Below are 17,111 nucleotides of genomic sequence, written 5' to 3'. Positions count from 1 at the left end.
GGTCAACGTCTGCGGACGTACAGAATATCCGGCAGCCCCTCCTCGTTGGTGGTGCCGTCGCCGAACGCTTCCGCACGGAACCCATGGCGCTCATAGAAACGCCGGGCGCCGGTGTTGGCCTGGAAGCAATGGAGTTTCACGACCGGCAAGGCAGCGGTCGAGTCGACCAGCAACCGGCTGCCTATGCCTTGCCCCGCCCAGGCCGGGTCGAGGTAGAGTTGTTCCACCCAATCGCCGCTGACGGCGATGAAGCCGACAATCTCGCTATCGGCTTCGGCCACCATCACCTGCTGCCGTGGCAGGACGATGTCGCGGATGAAGGATAGGTCTTCCTCCGGGGTGTGCAGGAGCGGCATCCACTCGAAAGCATCGAGCGACGCGCGCATCGTCTTGGCGATGGCGGCGGCATCCGAACCTATGGCCGGACGTAGGGTGATATCTATGGGCTGAGTGCTAGTCATGAATGGAACACCAACGTCTCACTCCGCTGGAACACCCCTCATCCGTCTCGGCGCTACGCGCCGATCCACCTTCTCCCACAAGGGGAGAAGGAAAAGCGCCCCGGCCGAAGGCCGAGCCCGCGACCGCGGGCCGCCGGTCGTCCGGCGCCCTCGCGGAGGGCCCGCCGCGGCAGCGGCGATACGGCCCGTGAGCGAAAACAAACCAGCCCTCAGGCCGCCTTCTTCTTCGGCTGGATCAGGCCGCGCTCGACCAGCAGCTCGGCGATCTGCACCGCGTTGAGCGCCGCGCCCTTGCGCAGATTGTCCGACACCACCCACATCGACAGGCCGTTGTCGACGGTCGAATCCTCGCGGATGCGCGAGATGAAGGTGGCGTCCTCGCCGGCCGATTCCAGCGGCGTGATATAGCCGCCGTCCTCGCGCTTGTCCAAGACCTGGCAGCCGGGAGCGTCACGCAGGATATCGCGCGCCTCGTCGGCGGTGATCGGCTTCTCGAACTCGATATTGACCGCTTCCGAATGGCCGATGAACACCGGCACGCGCACGCAGGTCGCCGTCAGCTTGATCTTGGGGTCGAGCATCTTCTTGGTCTCGGCGACCATCTTCCACTCTTCCTTGGTGAAGCCGTCATCGAGGAAGACGTCGATATGCGGGATGACATTGAAGGCGATGCGCTTGGTGAACTTCTTGACGTCGACCTGGTCGGCGACAAACACCGCGCGGGTCTGGGTAAAGAGCTCGTCCATGCCTTCCTTGCCGGCGCCCGACACCGACTGGTAGGTGGCGACGACGACGCGCTTGATGGTGGCGAAATCGTGCAGCGGCTTCAGCGCCACGACGAGCTGCGCCGTCGAGCAGTTCGGGTTGGCGATGATGTTCTTGCGCGTGAACAGCGAGATCGCGTCCGGGTTCACTTCCGGCACGATCAGCGGCACGTCCTGGTCATAGCGGAAGGCCGACGAATTATCGATGACGACGCAGCCCTGCTTGCCGATCTTCGGCGACCATTCCTTGGAGACGTTGCCGCCGGCCGACATGACGCAGATGTCGGTGTCGGAAAAATCATATTGGTCGAGCGCCCTGACCTTCAGCGTGCGGTCGCCGAACGACACTTTCGTGCCCTGGCTGCGCCGCGAGGCCAGCGCCACCACTTCGCTTACCGGAAAGCCGCGCTCTTCCAGTATGTTGAGCATTTCCCGGCCCACATTGCCCGTGGCGCCGACGACTGCAACCTTGAAACTCATCTGATATCTCCTGTCCCTCTCCGCTTGGTTTTTGGAGAAAACCCGCCGGCCGATGCGGGTTCCGTCCCCCGGGCCGGACCCGGGAGAGGGTGGTTAGGCCAAGGGAATCACACCGTTTTGGCGGTGGTTTTGCCAGTTTTTTCGGCCAAGAATGGGGTTTTGCTGGAACGGACGGACGCGTCCAAGCGCCCGGCCCAATGCTTTACATTGTGGCTGGGGGCGTCGAATGCAAGAAGAGCCATCAAAAGGCCGCGCATCGAAAAACGATCCCGTTCGAAGCGGGCTTTTACGCGGTTTGCGGCAGGAGTCAATTGGGACGAGGCGCGGCTTTCCTTCTCCCCCTGTGGGAGAAGGTGGATCGGCGCGTTAGCGCCGAGACGGATGAGGGGTGTTCCAGCGGAGTGAGGCGTTGGCGTTCCCTGGAACACCCGTCGCCTTCGGCGACACCTTCTCCCACAAGGGGAGAAGGGAAGGCAGTGCTGCTCGCCCTGTACAAGAGCGACGCCAAGAAGTACGAACGGCCAAGATTGTTTGGCTGGCGCGGCGCCGGCCCCGGCTCGTGCTCCATGATGAGCGCAGAACCCTGAATTCCGAAAGAGCGAGATGTCCAACTTCGAAGGTATTGTTCCCGCGCTGGCAAAGGCGCTGGAAAAACGCGGCTATGCCGAGCTGACGCCGGTGCAGAAGGCCGTGCTGGAGCTCGGGCAGGCCGACGCACTGGTGTCGGCGCAGACCGGTTCGGGCAAGACCGTGGCCTTCGGCCTTGCCATGGCCCCGACGCTGCTCGACGGCGCGGAACGCTTTGGCGCGGCCACGGCACCCCTGGCATTGGCGGTGGCGCCGACGCGGGAGCTGGCACTGCAGGTGACGCGCGAACTGGAATGGCTTTACGAGCCGACCGGCGCCACGGTGGCGTCCTGCGTCGGCGGCATGGACATGCGCACCGAGCGGCGCGCGCTGGAGCGCGGCGCCCACATCGTCGTCGGCACGCCCGGCCGGCTGCGCGACCACATCACACGGCAATCGCTCGACATGTCGGCGCTCAAGGCCGTGGTGCTCGACGAGGCCGACGAGATGCTCGACCTCGGCTTTCGCGAAGACCTCGAATTCATCCTCGACGCCGCCCCGGCCGAGCGCCGCACGCTGATGTTCTCGGCCACCGTGCCGCGCTCGATCGCGACGCTGGCTCAAGGCTACCAGCGCGATGCCGTGCGCATCTCCGCCGCCGGCGAGGAGAAGCAGCATCTCGATATCGAATACCGGGCGCTCAACGTCGCCCAGGCCGATCGCGAGAACGCCATCATCAACGTGCTGCGTTTCTATGAGGCGAAGAACGCGCTGGTGTTCTGCAACACGCGCGCCGCCGTCAACCATCTCACCGCGCGCTTCAACAACCGCAATTTTTCGGTCGTGGCCCTGTCGGGCGAGCTCAGCCAGAACGAGCGCAGCCACGCGCTGCAGGCCATGCGCGACGGCCGCGCCAAGGTCTGCATCGCAACGGACGTCGCCGCGCGCGGCATCGACCTGCCCAATCTCGAACTGGTGATCCACGCCGATTTGCCGACCAACCCGGAAACGCTGCTGCACCGCAGCGGCCGCACAGGGCGCGCCGGGCGCAAGGGCGTCAGCGCGCTGATCGTGCCGAACAGCGCCCGCAGGCGCACCGAGCGGCTGCTGCAGAACGCCGGCCTCAAGGCGACATGGGCAAGCCCGCCCTCGGCCGACGACGTGATCCGCCGCGACGACGAGCGCATCCTCGCCGACCCGGCCTTCGATGAGCCGGTGAGGGATGACGAGCGCACCTTCATCGACGCGCTTCTCAGCCGTCATGGCGCCGAGCAGGTGGCGGCCGCCTTCGTGCGCCAGTGCCGCGCCAGCCGCTCGGCGCCCGAGGATCTGATGGACGTCGCCCCGTTCACGCCTTCGCGCGAAAGAACGGCGGGCGAGAAATTCACGCCCCGCGACGAGGCGCCCAGCCGCCGCGACGATTTCGGCGCCAGCGTCTGGTTCTCGCTGTCGGTCGGGCGTCGGCAGAATGCCGAGCCGCGCTGGCTGATCCCGATGCTGTGCCGGGCCGGCAGCATCTCCAAGCGCGAGATCGGCGCCATCAAGATGCAGCCGGAGGAGACTTTCGTGCAGATCGCGGCGGATTGGGCCGACCGTTTTCTGGCCGCCATCGGACCCGACCGCAAATTGCAGGGCAACATCGTGGTGAAGCGGCTCGAGGGCACGCCGGATCTGTCGCGCGCCGGCTATCAGCCGCCGAGCCCGGACAAGAAACCGCATCGCGGCAAGGCGCCATTCGACCCGAACGCGCCGAAGCGCAAATTCGAAAAGCGCGCACCGGCAGCAGCCGACCAGCGCCCGGCTACCGCGCATGAGGCAAAGCCCTGGGCAAAGAAGCCGGGCAAGCCGAAATTCGACAATGCCGGCCCGCCAAAGCACAAGAAGCCGAAGCGGCCATCGTAAGAAACTGCGGCGGTTGCTGGCGCGGGCGTTGCGCCAGGTCCAGGGCGGATAGCCGCCTTGGCGCCAGATCAGCTTGTTTGCTGCTGCCGCTTTTCATTCAAACGCATATTTTGTTTGATCATTTGGCTGTCGATCGCCGTCGGGCGGCCATCTTCATCGAAACAGGTTTTGAAATCGAAGGCAAAAGGGCTGGCCTTGTGGTCATGGAGAAATTCGTGTCGGACCACGGCCTCCCCCCAAGCGGGTTTATGGTCCCAGTCGACCCACCAAAGCACATAGGGTGGCCATGCCGGTTTGAGAAACCATTCCCGCCCGTGCCGCATCGCCTCCATGTGAATTCCTGCGTAGGTGAATGCCATTGGTGATGCCAAATCTTTCCACAACGACAGCGTCGATGGCGTCCAGCCGTCTCCCTGCTCACGGTAGAAGCGCGGGAAAACTTGCGTGCCCCAGCTTTCCGGACCAGCTTCTTCCTCATAGCCCGACCTTGCGATGAATCCCTCGCTCGTTTCGGCAATCAGAAAATTGCGATCGTTGCGGTCATGAAAGCCCTGGTTCACGGGATCACTGGCTGGCGCACGGAATATGCCGAAAGTGTACAAGGCAAGTCTTTTGCTCTTCATTTTGCCTCCGCCAGACAGCCCTGTTGCACTCGGTTTTTCCTCATTGTTCCAGGCCGGTAACGGGTCGAAACCGGTCGGCCGCGTGATCCGGTTCGGTCAGGCGTTCGAAGCCCGGGAGACCGACGCCTGCAGACCGGCCTTGATGGCTGCCCAGCTTGCGGAAGCCGGCGTCGGACGGTGTTGCCTTGCGATGCGCTCCACAAGCGAGGAGCGCCAGTCATGGTCCTCGGCCATCCGGCGGATGGCGGCATACCAGCCGGCCTGATCATTGGAATCGATCGCCGGCATCATCCCGCCGCTCGCCTCGATCAGCGACGGCGCGGTCGACACGATGACCGGAACGCCGAAATCGAGACATTCGGAAGCGCCGTAGCCCCAGCCCTCTATATGCGAGGGAAAGACGCCGAATGTGGCGCTGCGATAATAGCGGATGAGTTGCTCGTCGCTGACCAGCCCGGTGAAGGTGACCGACTGGAGCAATTCGGGATGCGCCTTGAGATAAGCGCGCAGCGGCTCGATCATCCAGCCCCAGCGCCCGGCGCAGATGAGCCTCGGCAGCTTGACGCCTTCCTCCCGCGCCTGCTGCCAGACCCGCGCCAGCAGGATGTGGTTCTTGCGCACTTCGATGGTCGAGCAATAGAGCACGAACGGTTCGCCGGACTCGATGCGCGATGTCGTGCCGGCGCGCGATGCGTTTGCGTGCAGGATGGAGGGCATCGGAAAGCGGTACACAACCGGCGTGGCGATGCCGGCCTCGCGCATGTGATCGGTCAGCGTCGCGCCGACCTCGTTGGAGGCGCAGAATGCCGGTGCGCCACTGCGCACGAGCTGTTCGAGATAAGAGCCGTAGCGGCCCTCGCCGCCGCTGGTGCCAAGCAGATCGGGGCGCAATTGCGGGATGATGTCGTGGCACAGGAAGGCAAGCTTGCCGGCGGTGCCCGAAACGGCGGAGCGGTCTTCATGGGTGAGGATGTGATGGCTGATCAGCACAAGGCCGGGCTCCGTTTCGGCCAGCGGGGCGGGGGCATATCCGCGCAATCCCGACCAGGCCCAGGCCCTCGCCCGCCGGTACAGGCGATAGGCGCGGATCAGGAGCCGCGTCGCCTGGTAGGCGATCCCCTTGCGGCCATTGGTCACCGTCTTGGCCAGGTGGCAGTCCATCCCGCGCTTGTCCCAGGGCTGCTGCCGCACCGTCTCGAAAGCTTGCGATAACGCCATATGCCTCCCCGGCCACCGTTTGACACGATGCGGTGAAATCTCCCCTGCCGCGACATGCTCCTGTTCGTAGGCGGCAAGCGGCCGGAACCGCCCGGATCGGCATGCCACCACCTCCACGCTGGGGTCCGGATCCGCCAACGCCGCGTTGACGAGAAAGCTTTCCACGCGCGGAATGCCCGCCAGGCCCTCGCCGGGCGGCCAGAACATCAAGCCTGTGGCGTCGATGGCCAGCCTGGAGGAGGTCTGCCTCGGAGGCCTTGCGACCTGCCTATCCCCGGTCGCGGCGCTGGCATCGGAATGCTCTGCGGTCATCGTCTCTTTGGTAAAAGCGGCTGCACTTGAAGCCTTATGCTTCATTTGCCGCTGCCATGGTAGCCATGTCGCACGGCTTGCCCATGGGCTCGGCCCTGTGCCACACCTTGGCAGGGACACGGGCGACAAGGGGGTGGGTGATGCGCGGCGAAGTGCTCCACTATGACGAGGACCAGGGCTTCGGCTTCATCACCGGAGCCGACGGCAACCGCTACACCTTCACCCGCGAGAACCTTCGCCGGCAAACCGCGATGCCCAAGGGAACGGCGGTCGAGTTCCAGGCGGGCGGCGGCCAGGCCCGTGACGTTTTTTCGATCGCCGCCCAGGCTGCAAGCCCGGCCGCCGACGCCGCCACCAGCGCCGCGCCGGCTCAAGCTAATCCCGCGCCGGCGGCTGTCGCATCTCAGGCGCAGCCCTTCGGCCGGTCGGCCGAGCCAGCCGGGCCCACCGATCTCTGGTCTTATTTCTGGCGAGCGATGACCGGGAACTATTTCAATTTCGCCGGCCGCGCCCGCCGCAAGGAATATTGGGGCTATTGCCTGTTCTGGACGATCGCGCTGCTGGTGGTCATCGGCGTCGGCGTTTTCACCGATGTCCAGATAGGCAATTTCGACAGCATCGAGATGCCGGTGGTGACGATCGGGCTGTTTGGCGCTTTCCTGCTGGCCACGTTCTTCCCCAGCCTCGGTATGATCGTGCGCCGCCTGCACGACCTCGGCCTGTCGGGTTGGCTCTGCCTGCTCATCCTGATCCCGACCTTCGGCAGCCTGATCATCCTGGTCTTCGCCCTGATCCCGACACAGGGACGCGAAAACCGGTGGGGACCGGTGCCGGCGGGGGTCAGCGCTTAATCTTAACGTGCATATTGCAATTGTTCACAACCTAGAATAGTAGGATAAATCCTACGCAAGGGGGGAGCAATGCGCGGAGAAATCTTTCATTACGACCAGGATCAGGATTTCGGTTACGTGAATGGCGTTGATGGCAAGCGTTACATCTTCAGCCGTAGCGACTTGACCCAAGACGTGACCATTGCGAAAGGCATACTGGTCGAGTTCACACCGGACGACGGAACAGCTCACGAAATCGTCGCCGCAAAACCCGCCGCATCGTCACCAAATGGCAGGCCGGAGCAATCTGGCCAGACATTCGAAACGCGCCCCCTCAGGCCCATGGGGCTCTGGGCCTATTTCCTGCGAGCTTTTGGGGACGATTATCGCAATTTCACCGGCCGGGCCGGTCGCAAGGAGCTTTGGGCGTTCTATCTCTGGTTCTACGTCATACTCGTCGCGCTGTTCGGTTTCGGCATTCTCCTCAACCTGGCGATAAGCGGCTTCGACGACGGCCCAAGGACCTCGATCGGTTACATTCCTGCCCTGCTCTTCGTGCTGGCGGGAATCCTGCCGTCGATCGCAGTCGTCGTGCGGCGTCTGCACGACATCGGGCTGACAGGCTGGCTTGTCTTGCTTTGCTACATCCCGGTTTTGGGAGCGTTGGCCTTTCTCATCTTCGGGCTCACTCCCTCTCGGCCCCTGGAGAACCGGTGGGGATTTATGCCGGCGAGGGTGCGAATTTAGCGATCCCGGCAGGAATGCCGAAGGGATTTGGGATGCGTCTCGGCCTTGCCGCAAGATTCCTCTTGCATTTTAATCCGTGCACAGATAGTCTGTTGGCAGATTAAATGAGATGGATGGAGCCAAGACGATGTGGAGCAATGAGTACACCTCGATTTCGCCGCTTCCCGCACAAGCCATCTGGAACGCGCTCAAGGCGTTGCATGAGGGCCGCCTGACCTATGAAGGGTCCGATACCTTCGTGCTGCACGGGCCGTTCGCCAAGGGCACCCGTGTCTCCGTGACCCCGGCCGGACAGGACACGTTCGAATCTCTTATCGTCGATCTCGTCGACAACGTCACTTACGCCGACGAGACTTCGTTCGATGACACGAAACTGCTGTTCCGGCACACGCTGGTGCCGGTTCAAGGCGGCACGCAGGTGACGCACAGGCTGGAAATTTCCGGCCCCTCGGCCGCCGAGGTCGGACCCGAGCTCGGCCCGCAGATCAGCGGCGATTTCGACGTCTCGATGGCCAAATTGTTCGAGCAGGCAAAGGAGTTCGCGAACGGTGGCTGATGGGCAGGATTTGAACACGCGCTTCAGCGGACCTTCGGAGAGCCCCGGCTTGTTGCTGTGGCGAACCACCATGCGCTGGCAGCGTGTCATGACGGCGGCGCTGGCGCCGCTCGACCTGACGCATGTCCAGTTCGTGCTGCTGGCCTCGGCCATGTGGCTCGGCCGCAATGGCGAGCCGCCCAACCAGGTGCAGCTCGCCGCCCAGGCCGGCACCGAAGTGAAGATGACCTCGGACGTCGTCGCCCGGCTCGAGGCAAAGGGGCTGATCGCGCGGGAGGCCGACCCCAGGGATTCCCGCGCCAAGGTGATCCGCGTCACTCCAGCCGGGGCGGCAGCCGCGCAGCGCGCCATCGTCGCCGTCGAGACTGCCGACGCGGCCTTTTTCGAACCGGTTAACGAGGCGCAACTCATTGGGCTGCTGCGGCAGCTCGCCGGCGACATTCGCTGAGGCCGCTTCGCTGAAGTTGGATAACCAATCCTGGGAAACCATGCCGTCAGGCGCCAGGTTTTAATACCTTCAGCGCGTCGCTCGAAAGCCTGAGAAAAATCTTCTGGCCGTGCCGTTCGGCGCCGAGCCGCGCGTAGAAGCGCAGCGCGCCCTCGTTCCAGTCCTCGGTGGTCAGGTCGATGCGGCCGATGCCGTGGCTGAGGCAATGACCGGCGAGAAAATCGATCAGCGCCCGGCCGACGCCGGCACCGCGGACCTGGTCACGCACAAACAGATCCTTGAGGAACAGCAGCCGCTCGAGATCGACGCCCGGATGCGCGATCGCCACCGACGCCAACCCGCTCACCTCATCTTCAACGAAGGCAAGCGCAAAATGTGGATAGGCCGGGCTTTCCTCGCCAAGCCATTTGCGCGCCGCGGACAAAGCCCGATCATGGTCGAGCGGTGGCTGCCGGTAATGCGCCGCCATGGCGCACAGCATGACCGCGAGCGCGGAGGCATCCGCGGCCGTCGCCCAACGGACGTCGACCGGCACGGGATCAGCCCAGGAACTTGGCGATGATCGCGTCACCCATCTCGACGGTTCCGACCTCGGTCATGCCGGCGGAGAGAATGTCCTTGGTGCGCAGGCCATCGTCGAGCACGGCGGCGATTGCCGCTTCAAGCTTGTCGGCTTCCGCGACCATGCCGAAGGAATAGCGCAGGCACATGGCGAAGGACGCGATCATGGCGATCGGGTTGGCGATGCCCTTGCCGGCAATGTCTGGCGCCGAGCCGTGCACCGGCTCGTAGAGCGCCTTGCGCTTCTTGGTCTTGACGTCGGGCGCGCCGAGCGAGGCCGACGGCAGCATGCCGATCGAGCCGGTCAGCATGGCGGCGATGTCGGACAGCATGTCGCCGAACAGATTGTCGGTGACGATGACGTCGAACTGTTTTGGCCAGCGCACCAGCTGCATGCCGCCGGCGTCGGCCAGCATGTGGTCGAGCTTGACGTCGGCGTAACGCGCTTTCTGCGTCTGGGTGACGACCTCGTTCCACAGCACGCCCGACTTCATGACGTTGCGCTTTTCCATCGAGGTGACGTGGTTCTTGCGGGTCCGCGCGAGTTCGAAGGCGACGCCCGAAATGCGCTCGATCTCGAACGTGTCGTAGACCTGAGTGTCGATGCCGCGCTTCTGGCCGTTGCCGAGATCGATGATCTGTTTGGGCTCGCCGAAATAGACGCCGCCGGTCAGCTCGCGCACGATCAGGATGTCGAGGCCTTCGACCACCTCCTGCTTGAGCGAGGAGGACGCCGCCAGCGCCGGATAGCAGATGGCGGGGCGCAGATTGGCGAACAGCTCCATGTCCTTGCGCAGCCGCAGCAGGCCGGCTTCGGGGCGCACCTCGTAAGGCACCGCATCCCATTTCGGACCGCCGACGGCACCGAACAGCACCGCATCCGCCGCCATCGCCTTTGCCATGTCGGCATCGGAAATGGCCGCACCATGCGCATCGTAGGCGCATCCACCGACCAGGCCCTCATCGGTGGCGAAGCCGCTGCCGAGCTTTTCGTTCATGGCCGATATCAGTTTCTTGACCTCGGCCATGGCCTCGGGGCCGATGCCGTCGCCGGGGAGCAGGAAAAGATGCTTCGTTGCCATGGAGAAAACCGTCCCAGAAAAAGAATTTGAACCGCGGCCTTGCTAAACGCCAAGCGCTTGCGGCGCAAGCCTGCGCTTGAGACGCGCATTCACCGATGCGAGAGAATGTTGACCAGCCGGCCGAAGGGATCGCGCACATAGAAGCGCCGCACGCCCCAGGGCTCGTCGGCCGGTCCGTATTCGATGGCAAAGCCGGCGCCCTTCATGCCTTCAAGTGCGCCCTCGACATCGTCGACCTCGATCGACAGGTCGGGCACCGGCGTGCCCGAGCCGCCCTGCTCGGCAAAGCTGACCTGCACACCCATGGTCTCGGACGAACCATAGGTGGCGATCCAGCCATGATCCATGAGCAGATCGAGGCCGAGCACGTCCTGATAAAATCGCTTCGCCGGCGCGATATCCGACGTGGCGATGTTGGCAATGATGCGCCGGACCTTCATGCAGTCCGCCGCAGCGCCGTGACTTCGATCTCGATCTTCATTTCCGGCTTGTTGAGCTGGCAGACGATCATCGTCGCGGCCGGCCTGATGTCGCCGAACGTGTCGCCCAGGATCGGGAAGACCGCGTCCACAAAGGCGTGGTCGGTGATGTAGTAATGCGCCCGCACCACGTCGGCCATGTCGAAGCCGCCGTCCTTCAGCGCCTTGCCGATGGTCGCCAGGCAATTGCGGGTCTGCGCCTCGACACTGTCGGGCATCGTCATGGTGGCATAGTCATAGCCGGTCGTCCCGGAGACGAAACACCAGTCGCCCTGCACCACGGCCCGCGAATAGCCGGCGGTCTTTTCGAAGGGCGAGCCGGTGGAGATGAGTTTGCGCATGGCGTCCTTGCAAATGTTCGGTTGTTTAGATCGTCAGGCTCGCAGCTGGGCCCGGACGCCTGCGATATCGCCCATGCCCCAATGCTCGACGATACGACCGTCTTGCACCCGGAAAATGTCGCAGGAGGTGAAGCGCAGCGCCCGGCCGGTCGGTGCGACGCCGAAATAGGCACCCTTGTGCGTGCCGCTATAGACGAAACTCGCCGCGACATGGTCCTTGTCGGCGACCACGACTTCGATGTCGAGATCGGGCATTGCCGCCAGCCGCGCCTTGAAGAAAGCGACAGTCGCCTGTTTCGGGCTGACATTGGCCGGCGGCGGTGCGGCGGCGCTTTGTTGATGATTCACATAGGTGTCGGCGAACAGGTCGGAGAAGCCGTCGATATCGCCCGCGCTCAGTGTCGCCGCGAACCGTTCCGCCAGCGATTGCGGCGCGGTCGCCGCCCGGGCGAGGGTCGGTGCCAACAAGCCGCCGCCAAGAAGCAGCGCGGCTGCCGTTACTTGTCGCCTATTCTGCATCGTAGCCTCCGTCCGGAAATGGCGACAGAACGGCAGTCCCTTGGCGACGCCGCTAGTTCGCCTCGCCCTGTGCCTTGTCCAGCGCTGCCTTGACATCGGCCGGCCATGTCTCCAGCGCCGGCCAGCCCTTTGGCTGGCCATCGTCCCCCCGACGGGCGAAGTAGAGCTTGTGCTTGGCCGGGTCGACCGCCATGAAGCCGTCATTGCCTCCGCAGTCATGCGGCACGCAGCCGCTGGCATAGAAGGCGCCCGAAGCGGTCTTTTCCGTGCCGCCGCCGACCAGCAGGCTGGTCGCCATGTCGGGCATGTCCTTGCCGAGCAGCTTTTCGGCTTCCTTGTAGACGGCCTCATTGTGGAAGGCGTCGATGATGTTGTCGTATTTCGACGGATCGATATCCTTCCAGTCGGTGCCGGGTTCGGGCATGTAGGTCAGATTGCCTGATGTCGTCAGCCCCGATGTCGGCGACCATTGCAAGGCCGGCTTCTCATCACCCGGCAACAGATAGGGCACGAAATAAATGGCGCTGTCGGAGATTGCCGCCGGTGGCGCGCCGCATTCGTCCTGCTCGACCGTCGTGGTCTGGATCTCGCCACCTTGCGGCTTCCACACGATCACCTTTGCCGGGCCGCATTGATTGCCGCCGTCGCCGACATCGACCAGCGCCACATTGACATCGCCGATCTTCACTATCTTGTCGAAGAAGACATCGTAGTTGCTGGCCAGCTGCTTGCCGTCATAGGCGAGCACCTTCTCGCCATCCTGCTCCGGCTGCGTGATGGTCAGTTGGCCGCCCTCGAACGGTATCGGCGCCTGGCTGTCATCGTCGGCGGGCGCCGCGTCGCTGGTGCTCGACGATCCCTGGTCGGCCGGCTTCTGGGCTGCCGCGGGCGTCTGCTGCGCGGCGGGCGTCTGTGTCTGCGCAAAGCCGCCCATGGTGGGAAGCAGCAACAAGGCCAGCCCGCAAACGCCGGCAAGAAGCGAACGTGCCATGACTGTCCCTCCCTCAGTCGATGCGAGCCCGGCCTGAAAGCGGCCGGGATCGGATGGTGCCGCTCAGGCCCAGGGGCGCTGCTCGGCGTTGCGCTTCTCGAACGAGGCGATGGCGCCGGCCTTCTCCATCGTCAGGCCGATGTCGTCGAGGCCGTTGAGCATGCAGTGCCGCTTGAAGTCGTCGAGGTCGAAGGCGACGACGCCGCCATCGGGGCCGCGGATTTCCTTGGCTTCGAGGTCGATCGACAGAGTTGCGTTGGAGCCGCGCGAGGCGTCATCCATCAGCTTCTCGAGATCCTCGGGGCTGACGGTGATCGGCAGCACGCCGTTCTTGAAGCAGTTGTTGTAGAAGATGTCGGCGAACGAGGTCGAGATAACGCAGCGTATGCCGAAATCGAGCAGCGCCCACGGCGCGTGCTCGCGGCTCGAACCGCAGCCGAAATTGTCGCCGGCGACGAGGATCTGCGCCTTGCGGTAGGCCGGCTTGTTGAGCACGAAATCCGGGTTTTCCGAACCGTCATCCTTGTAACGCATTTCGGCGAACAGGCCGGTGCCGAGCCCGGTGCGCTTGATCGTCTTCAGATAATCCTTCGGGATGATCATGTCGGTGTCGACATTGACGATCGGCATCGGAGCGGCGACGCCGGTGAGCTTGGTGAATTTTTCCATGGCTTTGGCCCGTGTTTTCGTTGCGGGGGATTTGCTGAAGCTCCGTTTACACAAAGCCGCGGGCAAATAAAAGCCAACTGTTCGTGCGCGCCGGCACAAGGGGGATGCATGGTGCGAGATCTTGCCGCTTGACATGCAACCAAATGGTTGCATATTAAAGCCATGAGCATGGATGCAGTCTTTCGCGCGCTGGCCGACCCGACACGCCGGCAATTGCTGGACAGCCTCCACGCCAGGAACGGGCAGACGCTGAACGCGCTGTGCGCGGAGATGGACATGACGCGCCAGGCGGTGACCAAGCATCTGGCGATCCTGGAAGAAGCAAACCTCGTCACCACCATCCGCAAGGGGCGCGAGAAGGAGCATTACCTCAACCCGGTTCCGATCAACGAGATCGCCGAGCGCTGGATCGGCAAATTCGAGCGGGGGCAGTTGACCGCCCTCAGCGACTTGAAGAGACGCCTCGAAAGGAAAGACTGATGAGCAACAGCTTCGTTTACGTGACCTACATCCGCACCACGGCCGAAAAGCTCTGGGAGGCCCTGACCGACCCGGAGTTCAACCGGCAGTTCTTCCTCTGCTCCTATCAGGAGAGCGAGTGGAAAGTGGGCTCCAGCTGGAAGCTGATCCTGCCTGACGGACGTGTCGCCGATAGCGGCGAGATCCTCGAGATCGACCCGCCGCGGCGCCTGGTCATCAAATGGCGCAATGAATGGATGCCCGAGGTCAGGGAAGACGGCTACACGCGCTGCACCTTCACCATCGAGCAGGATGGCGAGCTGATGAAGCTTGCCGTGACCCATGAAGCCGACGGACCGCACAAACTGATCGGCAACGTCGCCAAGGGCTGGCCGCTGGTGCTGGCCAGCCTCAAGAGCCTGCTTGAGACCGGCAAGGGTTTTGAGCGCCCGCCATCGAAGGGATGAAAGGACCGTTTCGATAACGAAACAAATTTGCGCGGAGGTATCGATGATGCATGATCCCTGGGTGCGGAGCATGACCAATGGCGAGACGATCATGGCATCGGCCGAGATCGAGGCGCCGCCGGAACGCATCTTCCGGGCACTGGTCGGCGAGGAAGTCGAGCAATGGTGGGGGTCCGCCGACAGCTACCGGATGGTCGATTGGTCGGCCGACCTTCGCGTCGGCGGCCGCTGGACGGTCACCGCGCGTGGCGCCGACGGCAGGGACCTGCCGGCCAGCGGTGAATTCGTCGAGATCGAGGCGCCGCGCCGGATCGTGCAGACGCGAGCTTACGCATGGGATCATCCCACGCTTGGCCGGCGGCAAACCACGCTTGCCTGGCTGCTGCAGCCGACCGGCAGGGGCACGCGCCTGACCATCTGCCATGGCGGTTTCGCCGGGCTGGGCGAAGCGGCGACCGAGCATGCCGAGGATTGGGGCCGGGTGCTGGCCTGGCTGCAGGCGTATGTGGAAGCCGGGAGGCTGGCGGCGGCTTGAGCAGCAGGTCAGTGGCAGCGATTCTTCACGCACTCTCGCCTTGACCCGCACCGCCTCTGGTCCACATCCCCATGCATGGAAAAACAGGAATGCTTCATAGGCACGGCCGGCTGGGGAATCCCAACCCGGCACAAGGAAGACTTCCCGCAGCCCGGATCACATCTCGAACGTTACGCCAAGCGTTTTCCGATCGTCGAGATCGACACGTCCTTCTACAAGCCGCATCGCCGCGAGACCTATGAACGCTGGGCAAACTCCGTCCCGGAGCACTTCCGCTTCGCCGTGAAGACGCCGAAAGCCATGACCCATGAGCATCGTCTCGTGGATTGCGATGCGCTTGCCGAAATGTTTCTCCAGCAGGTCGAAGGTCTTGGCGAGAAGCTGGGCGTGCTTCTGGTGCAACTGCCGCCGAGCCTGCCGTTCGAGCCGGACATCGCCGGCGGCTTCTTCGACATGCTGAGCAAGCGGACAAAGGCAAGGCTGGCCTGTGAACCACGCCATCCCAGTTGGTTCGAAGCGGCGGCGGAAACGCTTCTCGCCGGCCGCCAGATTGCACGTGTGGCCGCCGACCCGGCTCCGGTCCCTGCCGCGGCAGTGCCGGGCGGCTGGTCCGGCCTTGCCTATTTTCGCTGGCATGGCGTGCCGCGTGTCTATTACTCGGACTACGATGCCGGAAGCCTCGACCGGATCGGCCGTCAGGTGCAGGAAACGGCCACATCGGGCGCCGAGGTCTGGGGCATCTTCGACAACACGGCCGAAGGCCACGCGCTTGGCAATGCTCTCAAGGTTGATGCGATGGTTGCAAAGACTTCGTCATTCCAGGGCGGAGCAAGGAGCGAAGCGGTGAAGACCCTGGAATGACGAAGAAACTGGGACGCTTTGGCAATCCCGAAGATCGTAGCCCGTCTTGCTCAAATCACATTCAGTTCCCGGAACGCCCTTCCTTCGGCCACGCGTTCGTAGCCGAACGCCGAGCAGTCGATCGTCCGATAGCCGCCATGCACGATCAGTTCCGCCAGCGCCTTGCCCACCGCCGGCGCCTGCTGCAGGCCGTGGCCGGAAAAGCCATTGGCGAAGAGGAAATTGCCGACCTCGGGATGCGGGCCGATCACGGCGTTCTGATCCAGCGTGTTGTAGTCGTAATGCCCGGCCCAGGCGCGGGTCGGCTTGATCGCCTCGAAGGCCGGAATGCGGGTTGCCAGCGTCGGCCAGATCACCTCTTCGAACAGCGGCCAGTTGACCTCGAAATCGGTAGGATCGGCCGGGCCGTCGCCCTCTTCCGGCTCGGCCCCGCCGGTGAGGTAGACCGAGCCTTCCGGGCGCACATAAATGCCGGAGGGATCGACCAGCAGCGGCATGTCGGCATATTTCTCGCGCGCCTCGAAGACGAAGACGTTGCGCTTGCGCGGCTCGACCGGCAGCGCCAGCCCGGCAAAAGCCGCGACATTGCCGGCGTTCGGCCCGGCGGCGTTGACGACGATGCCGGCAGCAAGCGTCTGGCCATTGTCGAGGGAGACGCCGGTGACGCGGTTGCCGTCGCGCGCAACACCGGTGACCGAAGCGGCGATGAAATCGATCTTCTTGTCGCGCAGCGCCTTGCGGAACAGCATCAGCATCGCATGCGCGTCGAACCAGCCTTCGCCGGTCCGGCCATAGGCGCCGGCGGAGATGCCTTCGGTCGACAGCCACGCGAACCGCCGCGTCAGCTGCTCGGCGTCCTCGAGCACAATGTCGGCGCCCTCGGCGATCTGCGCATCATGATTGGCCTTGAGGATCGGCAGGCCGTTCTCCCCGGCGAGGATGAGGTAGCCGCCCTCGCGGAAACCGATATCAGCGTCAGTGCCGAATTCTTCCTTCAGCCGCCGGAACAGCTTCAGCGTGAACTGCGACAGGCGGATGTTTTCGGGGATCGAAAATTGCTGGCGGATCGAGGCCAGTGACAATGTCGTCGCCGCGTGGGCGAATTGCGGATCGCGCTCGATCAGCGCGATCGAGCCGGAAAACCCTTCCTCGCGCAGATAGTAGGCAATGGAGGACCCGACGATGGCTCCGCCGATGATGACGATGTCGTAACGCATTTTTTCTCCGATCCGGTCGGCG

General features: G+C 63.8%; 21 protein-coding genes. 9 read left to right on the top strand and 12 right to left on the bottom strand.

The window, feature by feature from the left end; genetic code table 11:
- Positions 1–2: 2 nt before the first annotated feature.
- Together MesoLj_RS05260 and MesoLj_RS05255 are read right to left on the bottom strand one after the other, a co-directional pair.
- Positions 3–461, bottom strand: a complete 459-nt coding sequence (locus tag MesoLj_RS05260; protein ID WP_202325317.1) for a GNAT family N-acetyltransferase — start codon at positions 459–461, stop codon at positions 3–5.
- Between the two features lie 209 nt (positions 462–670).
- Positions 671–1,705, bottom strand: a complete 1,035-nt coding sequence (locus tag MesoLj_RS05255; RefSeq protein ID WP_202325316.1) for an aspartate-semialdehyde dehydrogenase — start codon at positions 1,703–1,705, stop codon at positions 671–673.
- Positions 1,706–2,308: 603 nt separating this feature from the next.
- On the opposite strand from MesoLj_RS05255, the gene MesoLj_RS05250 reads away from it, so the two are divergent.
- Positions 2,309–4,174: a DEAD/DEAH box helicase gene (locus MesoLj_RS05250; RefSeq protein ID WP_202325315.1), complete on the top strand. Its 1,866-nt coding sequence runs from the start codon at positions 2,309–2,311 to the stop codon at positions 4,172–4,174.
- Between the two features lie 68 nt (positions 4,175–4,242).
- Here the strand turns inward: MesoLj_RS05250 and MesoLj_RS05245 are convergent, their stop codons facing one another.
- Both MesoLj_RS05245 and MesoLj_RS05240 read right to left on the bottom strand, forming a co-directional pair.
- Positions 4,243–4,797, bottom strand: a complete 555-nt coding sequence (locus tag MesoLj_RS05245; protein WP_202325314.1) for a DUF3291 domain-containing protein — start codon at positions 4,795–4,797, stop codon at positions 4,243–4,245.
- 96 nt (positions 4,798–4,893) lie between these two features.
- Positions 4,894–6,327, bottom strand: a complete 1,434-nt coding sequence (locus tag MesoLj_RS05240; protein WP_202325313.1) for a glycosyltransferase — start codon at positions 6,325–6,327, stop codon at positions 4,894–4,896.
- Positions 6,328–6,467: 140 nt separating this feature from the next.
- Between MesoLj_RS05240 and MesoLj_RS05235 the strand changes: the two genes are divergently transcribed.
- The 4 genes from MesoLj_RS05235 to MesoLj_RS05220 all read left to right on the top strand — a co-directional run bounded on the left by MesoLj_RS05235 (position 6,468) and on the right by MesoLj_RS05220 (position 8,908).
- Positions 6,468–7,178, top strand: a complete 711-nt coding sequence (locus MesoLj_RS05235) for a DUF805 domain-containing protein (RefSeq protein ID WP_202325312.1) — start codon at positions 6,468–6,470, stop codon at positions 7,176–7,178.
- 69 nt (positions 7,179–7,247) lie between these two features.
- Positions 7,248–7,904 (top strand): DUF805 domain-containing protein, encoded by a 657-nt coding sequence (locus MesoLj_RS05230; RefSeq protein WP_202325311.1) that lies wholly within the window; start codon positions 7,248–7,250, stop codon positions 7,902–7,904.
- Positions 7,905–8,031: 127 nt separating this feature from the next.
- The gene (locus tag MesoLj_RS05225) at positions 8,032–8,460 is read left to right on the top strand and encodes a polyketide cyclase (protein ID WP_140776192.1); all 429 of its coding nucleotides are present in this window, start codon (positions 8,032–8,034) and stop codon (positions 8,458–8,460) included.
- Positions 8,453–8,908, top strand: coding sequence for a MarR family winged helix-turn-helix transcriptional regulator (locus MesoLj_RS05220; protein ID WP_202325310.1), 456 nt, complete (start codon positions 8,453–8,455; stop codon positions 8,906–8,908). The genes MesoLj_RS05225 and MesoLj_RS05220 overlap by 8 nt, the downstream gene beginning before the upstream one ends.
- A 46-nt stretch (positions 8,909–8,954) precedes the next feature.
- On the opposite strand, the gene MesoLj_RS05215 is transcribed toward MesoLj_RS05220, so the two are convergent.
- The 7 genes from MesoLj_RS05215 to leuD form a co-directional block, all read right to left on the bottom strand.
- Positions 8,955–9,443 carry a GNAT family N-acetyltransferase gene (locus MesoLj_RS05215; protein ID WP_140776196.1) on the bottom strand — a complete coding sequence of 163 codons (489 nt, stop codon included), beginning with the start codon at positions 9,441–9,443 and terminating at the stop codon, positions 8,955–8,957.
- 4 nt (positions 9,444–9,447) lie between these two features.
- Positions 9,448–10,551, bottom strand: a complete 1,104-nt coding sequence (gene leuB, locus MesoLj_RS05210) for a 3-isopropylmalate dehydrogenase (protein ID WP_140776198.1) — start codon at positions 10,549–10,551, stop codon at positions 9,448–9,450.
- An 89-nt stretch (positions 10,552–10,640) separates the two neighbouring features.
- Positions 10,641–10,991: a VOC family protein gene (locus MesoLj_RS05205; RefSeq protein WP_202325309.1), complete on the bottom strand. Its 351-nt coding sequence runs from the start codon at positions 10,989–10,991 to the stop codon at positions 10,641–10,643.
- Positions 10,988–11,371: a RidA family protein gene (locus MesoLj_RS05200; RefSeq protein ID WP_202325308.1), complete on the bottom strand. Its 384-nt coding sequence runs from the start codon at positions 11,369–11,371 to the stop codon at positions 10,988–10,990. The genes MesoLj_RS05205 and MesoLj_RS05200 overlap by 4 nt, the downstream gene beginning before the upstream one ends.
- Positions 11,372–11,404: 33 nt before the next feature.
- Positions 11,405–11,890: an ester cyclase gene (locus MesoLj_RS05195; protein ID WP_202325307.1), complete on the bottom strand. Its 486-nt coding sequence runs from the start codon at positions 11,888–11,890 to the stop codon at positions 11,405–11,407.
- Between the two features lie 52 nt (positions 11,891–11,942).
- The gene (locus tag MesoLj_RS05190) at positions 11,943–12,881 is read right to left on the bottom strand and encodes a hypothetical protein (protein ID WP_140776206.1); all 939 of its coding nucleotides are present in this window, start codon (positions 12,879–12,881) and stop codon (positions 11,943–11,945) included.
- A 63-nt stretch (positions 12,882–12,944) separates the two neighbouring features.
- Positions 12,945–13,550 carry a 3-isopropylmalate dehydratase small subunit gene (gene leuD / locus MesoLj_RS05185; RefSeq protein WP_140776208.1) on the bottom strand — a complete coding sequence of 202 codons (606 nt, stop codon included), beginning with the start codon at positions 13,548–13,550 and terminating at the stop codon, positions 12,945–12,947.
- Positions 13,551–13,718: 168 nt separating this feature from the next.
- Between leuD and MesoLj_RS05180 the strand changes: the two genes are divergently transcribed.
- From MesoLj_RS05180 to MesoLj_RS05165, 4 genes are all read left to right on the top strand, one after another.
- Positions 13,719–14,030, top strand: coding sequence for an ArsR/SmtB family transcription factor (locus MesoLj_RS05180; RefSeq protein ID WP_056576380.1), 312 nt, complete (start codon positions 13,719–13,721; stop codon positions 14,028–14,030).
- Positions 14,030–14,476, top strand: a complete 447-nt coding sequence (locus tag MesoLj_RS05175) for an SRPBCC family protein (protein WP_202325306.1) — start codon at positions 14,030–14,032, stop codon at positions 14,474–14,476. The genes MesoLj_RS05180 and MesoLj_RS05175 overlap by 1 nt, the downstream gene beginning before the upstream one ends.
- A 43-nt stretch (positions 14,477–14,519) precedes the next feature.
- Entirely contained in the window at positions 14,520–15,011 is a 492-nt protein-coding gene (locus MesoLj_RS05170) for an SRPBCC family protein (RefSeq protein ID WP_202325305.1), read from the top strand.
- 75 nt (positions 15,012–15,086) lie between these two features.
- The gene (locus tag MesoLj_RS05165) at positions 15,087–15,872 is read left to right on the top strand and encodes a DUF72 domain-containing protein (protein ID WP_202325304.1); all 786 of its coding nucleotides are present in this window, start codon (positions 15,087–15,089) and stop codon (positions 15,870–15,872) included.
- Between the two features lie 50 nt (positions 15,873–15,922).
- Here MesoLj_RS05165 and MesoLj_RS05160 read toward each other — a convergent pair whose 3' ends face one another.
- The gene (locus tag MesoLj_RS05160) at positions 15,923–17,089 is read right to left on the bottom strand and encodes an NAD(P)/FAD-dependent oxidoreductase (protein WP_202325303.1); all 1,167 of its coding nucleotides are present in this window, start codon (positions 17,087–17,089) and stop codon (positions 15,923–15,925) included.
- Between the last annotated feature and the right edge of the window lie 22 nt (positions 17,090–17,111).

The sequence above is a fragment of the Mesorhizobium sp. 113-3-9 genome (genome assembly GCF_016756515.1).
GTDB lineage: Bacteria > Pseudomonadota > Alphaproteobacteria > Rhizobiales > Rhizobiaceae > Mesorhizobium.
This window is presented reverse-complemented; position numbering and strand designations above follow the sequence as displayed.

Excerpts from the sequence above, each read along its gene's own strand:
- MesoLj_RS05260 (WP_202325317.1), bottom strand. The coding sequence starts at position 461 with ATGACTAGCACTCAGCCCATAGATATCACCCTACGTCCGGCCATAGGT.
- MesoLj_RS05255 (WP_202325316.1), bottom strand. The coding sequence starts at position 1,705 with ATGAGTTTCAAGGTTGCAGTCGTCGGCGCCACGGGCAATGTGGGCCGG.
- MesoLj_RS05250 (WP_202325315.1), top strand. The coding sequence starts at position 2,309 with ATGTCCAACTTCGAAGGTATTGTTCCCGCGCTGGCAAAGGCGCTGGAA.
- MesoLj_RS05245 (WP_202325314.1), bottom strand. The coding sequence starts at position 4,797 with ATGAAGAGCAAAAGACTTGCCTTGTACACTTTCGGCATATTCCGTGCG.
- MesoLj_RS05240 (WP_202325313.1), bottom strand. The coding sequence starts at position 6,327 with ATGACCGCAGAGCATTCCGATGCCAGCGCCGCGACCGGGGATAGGCAG.
- MesoLj_RS05235 (WP_202325312.1), top strand. The coding sequence starts at position 6,468 with ATGCGCGGCGAAGTGCTCCACTATGACGAGGACCAGGGCTTCGGCTTC.
- MesoLj_RS05230 (WP_202325311.1), top strand. The coding sequence starts at position 7,248 with ATGCGCGGAGAAATCTTTCATTACGACCAGGATCAGGATTTCGGTTAC.
- MesoLj_RS05225 (WP_140776192.1), top strand. The coding sequence starts at position 8,032 with ATGTGGAGCAATGAGTACACCTCGATTTCGCCGCTTCCCGCACAAGCC.
- leuB (WP_140776198.1), bottom strand. The coding sequence starts at position 10,551 with ATGGCAACGAAGCATCTTTTCCTGCTCCCCGGCGACGGCATCGGCCCC.
- MesoLj_RS05205 (WP_202325309.1), bottom strand. The coding sequence starts at position 10,991 with ATGAAGGTCCGGCGCATCATTGCCAACATCGCCACGTCGGATATCGCG.
- MesoLj_RS05200 (WP_202325308.1), bottom strand. The coding sequence starts at position 11,371 with ATGCGCAAACTCATCTCCACCGGCTCGCCCTTCGAAAAGACCGCCGGC.
- MesoLj_RS05195 (WP_202325307.1), bottom strand. The coding sequence starts at position 11,890 with ATGCAGAATAGGCGACAAGTAACGGCAGCCGCGCTGCTTCTTGGCGGC.
- MesoLj_RS05190 (WP_140776206.1), bottom strand. The coding sequence starts at position 12,881 with ATGGCACGTTCGCTTCTTGCCGGCGTTTGCGGGCTGGCCTTGTTGCTG.
- leuD (WP_140776208.1), bottom strand. The coding sequence starts at position 13,550 with ATGGAAAAATTCACCAAGCTCACCGGCGTCGCCGCTCCGATGCCGATC.
- MesoLj_RS05180 (WP_056576380.1), top strand. The coding sequence starts at position 13,719 with ATGGATGCAGTCTTTCGCGCGCTGGCCGACCCGACACGCCGGCAATTG.
- MesoLj_RS05175 (WP_202325306.1), top strand. The coding sequence starts at position 14,030 with ATGAGCAACAGCTTCGTTTACGTGACCTACATCCGCACCACGGCCGAA.
- MesoLj_RS05170 (WP_202325305.1), top strand. The coding sequence starts at position 14,520 with ATGATGCATGATCCCTGGGTGCGGAGCATGACCAATGGCGAGACGATC.
- MesoLj_RS05165 (WP_202325304.1), top strand. The coding sequence starts at position 15,087 with ATGGAAAAACAGGAATGCTTCATAGGCACGGCCGGCTGGGGAATCCCA.
- MesoLj_RS05160 (WP_202325303.1), bottom strand. The coding sequence starts at position 17,089 with ATGCGTTACGACATCGTCATCATCGGCGGAGCCATCGTCGGGTCCTCC.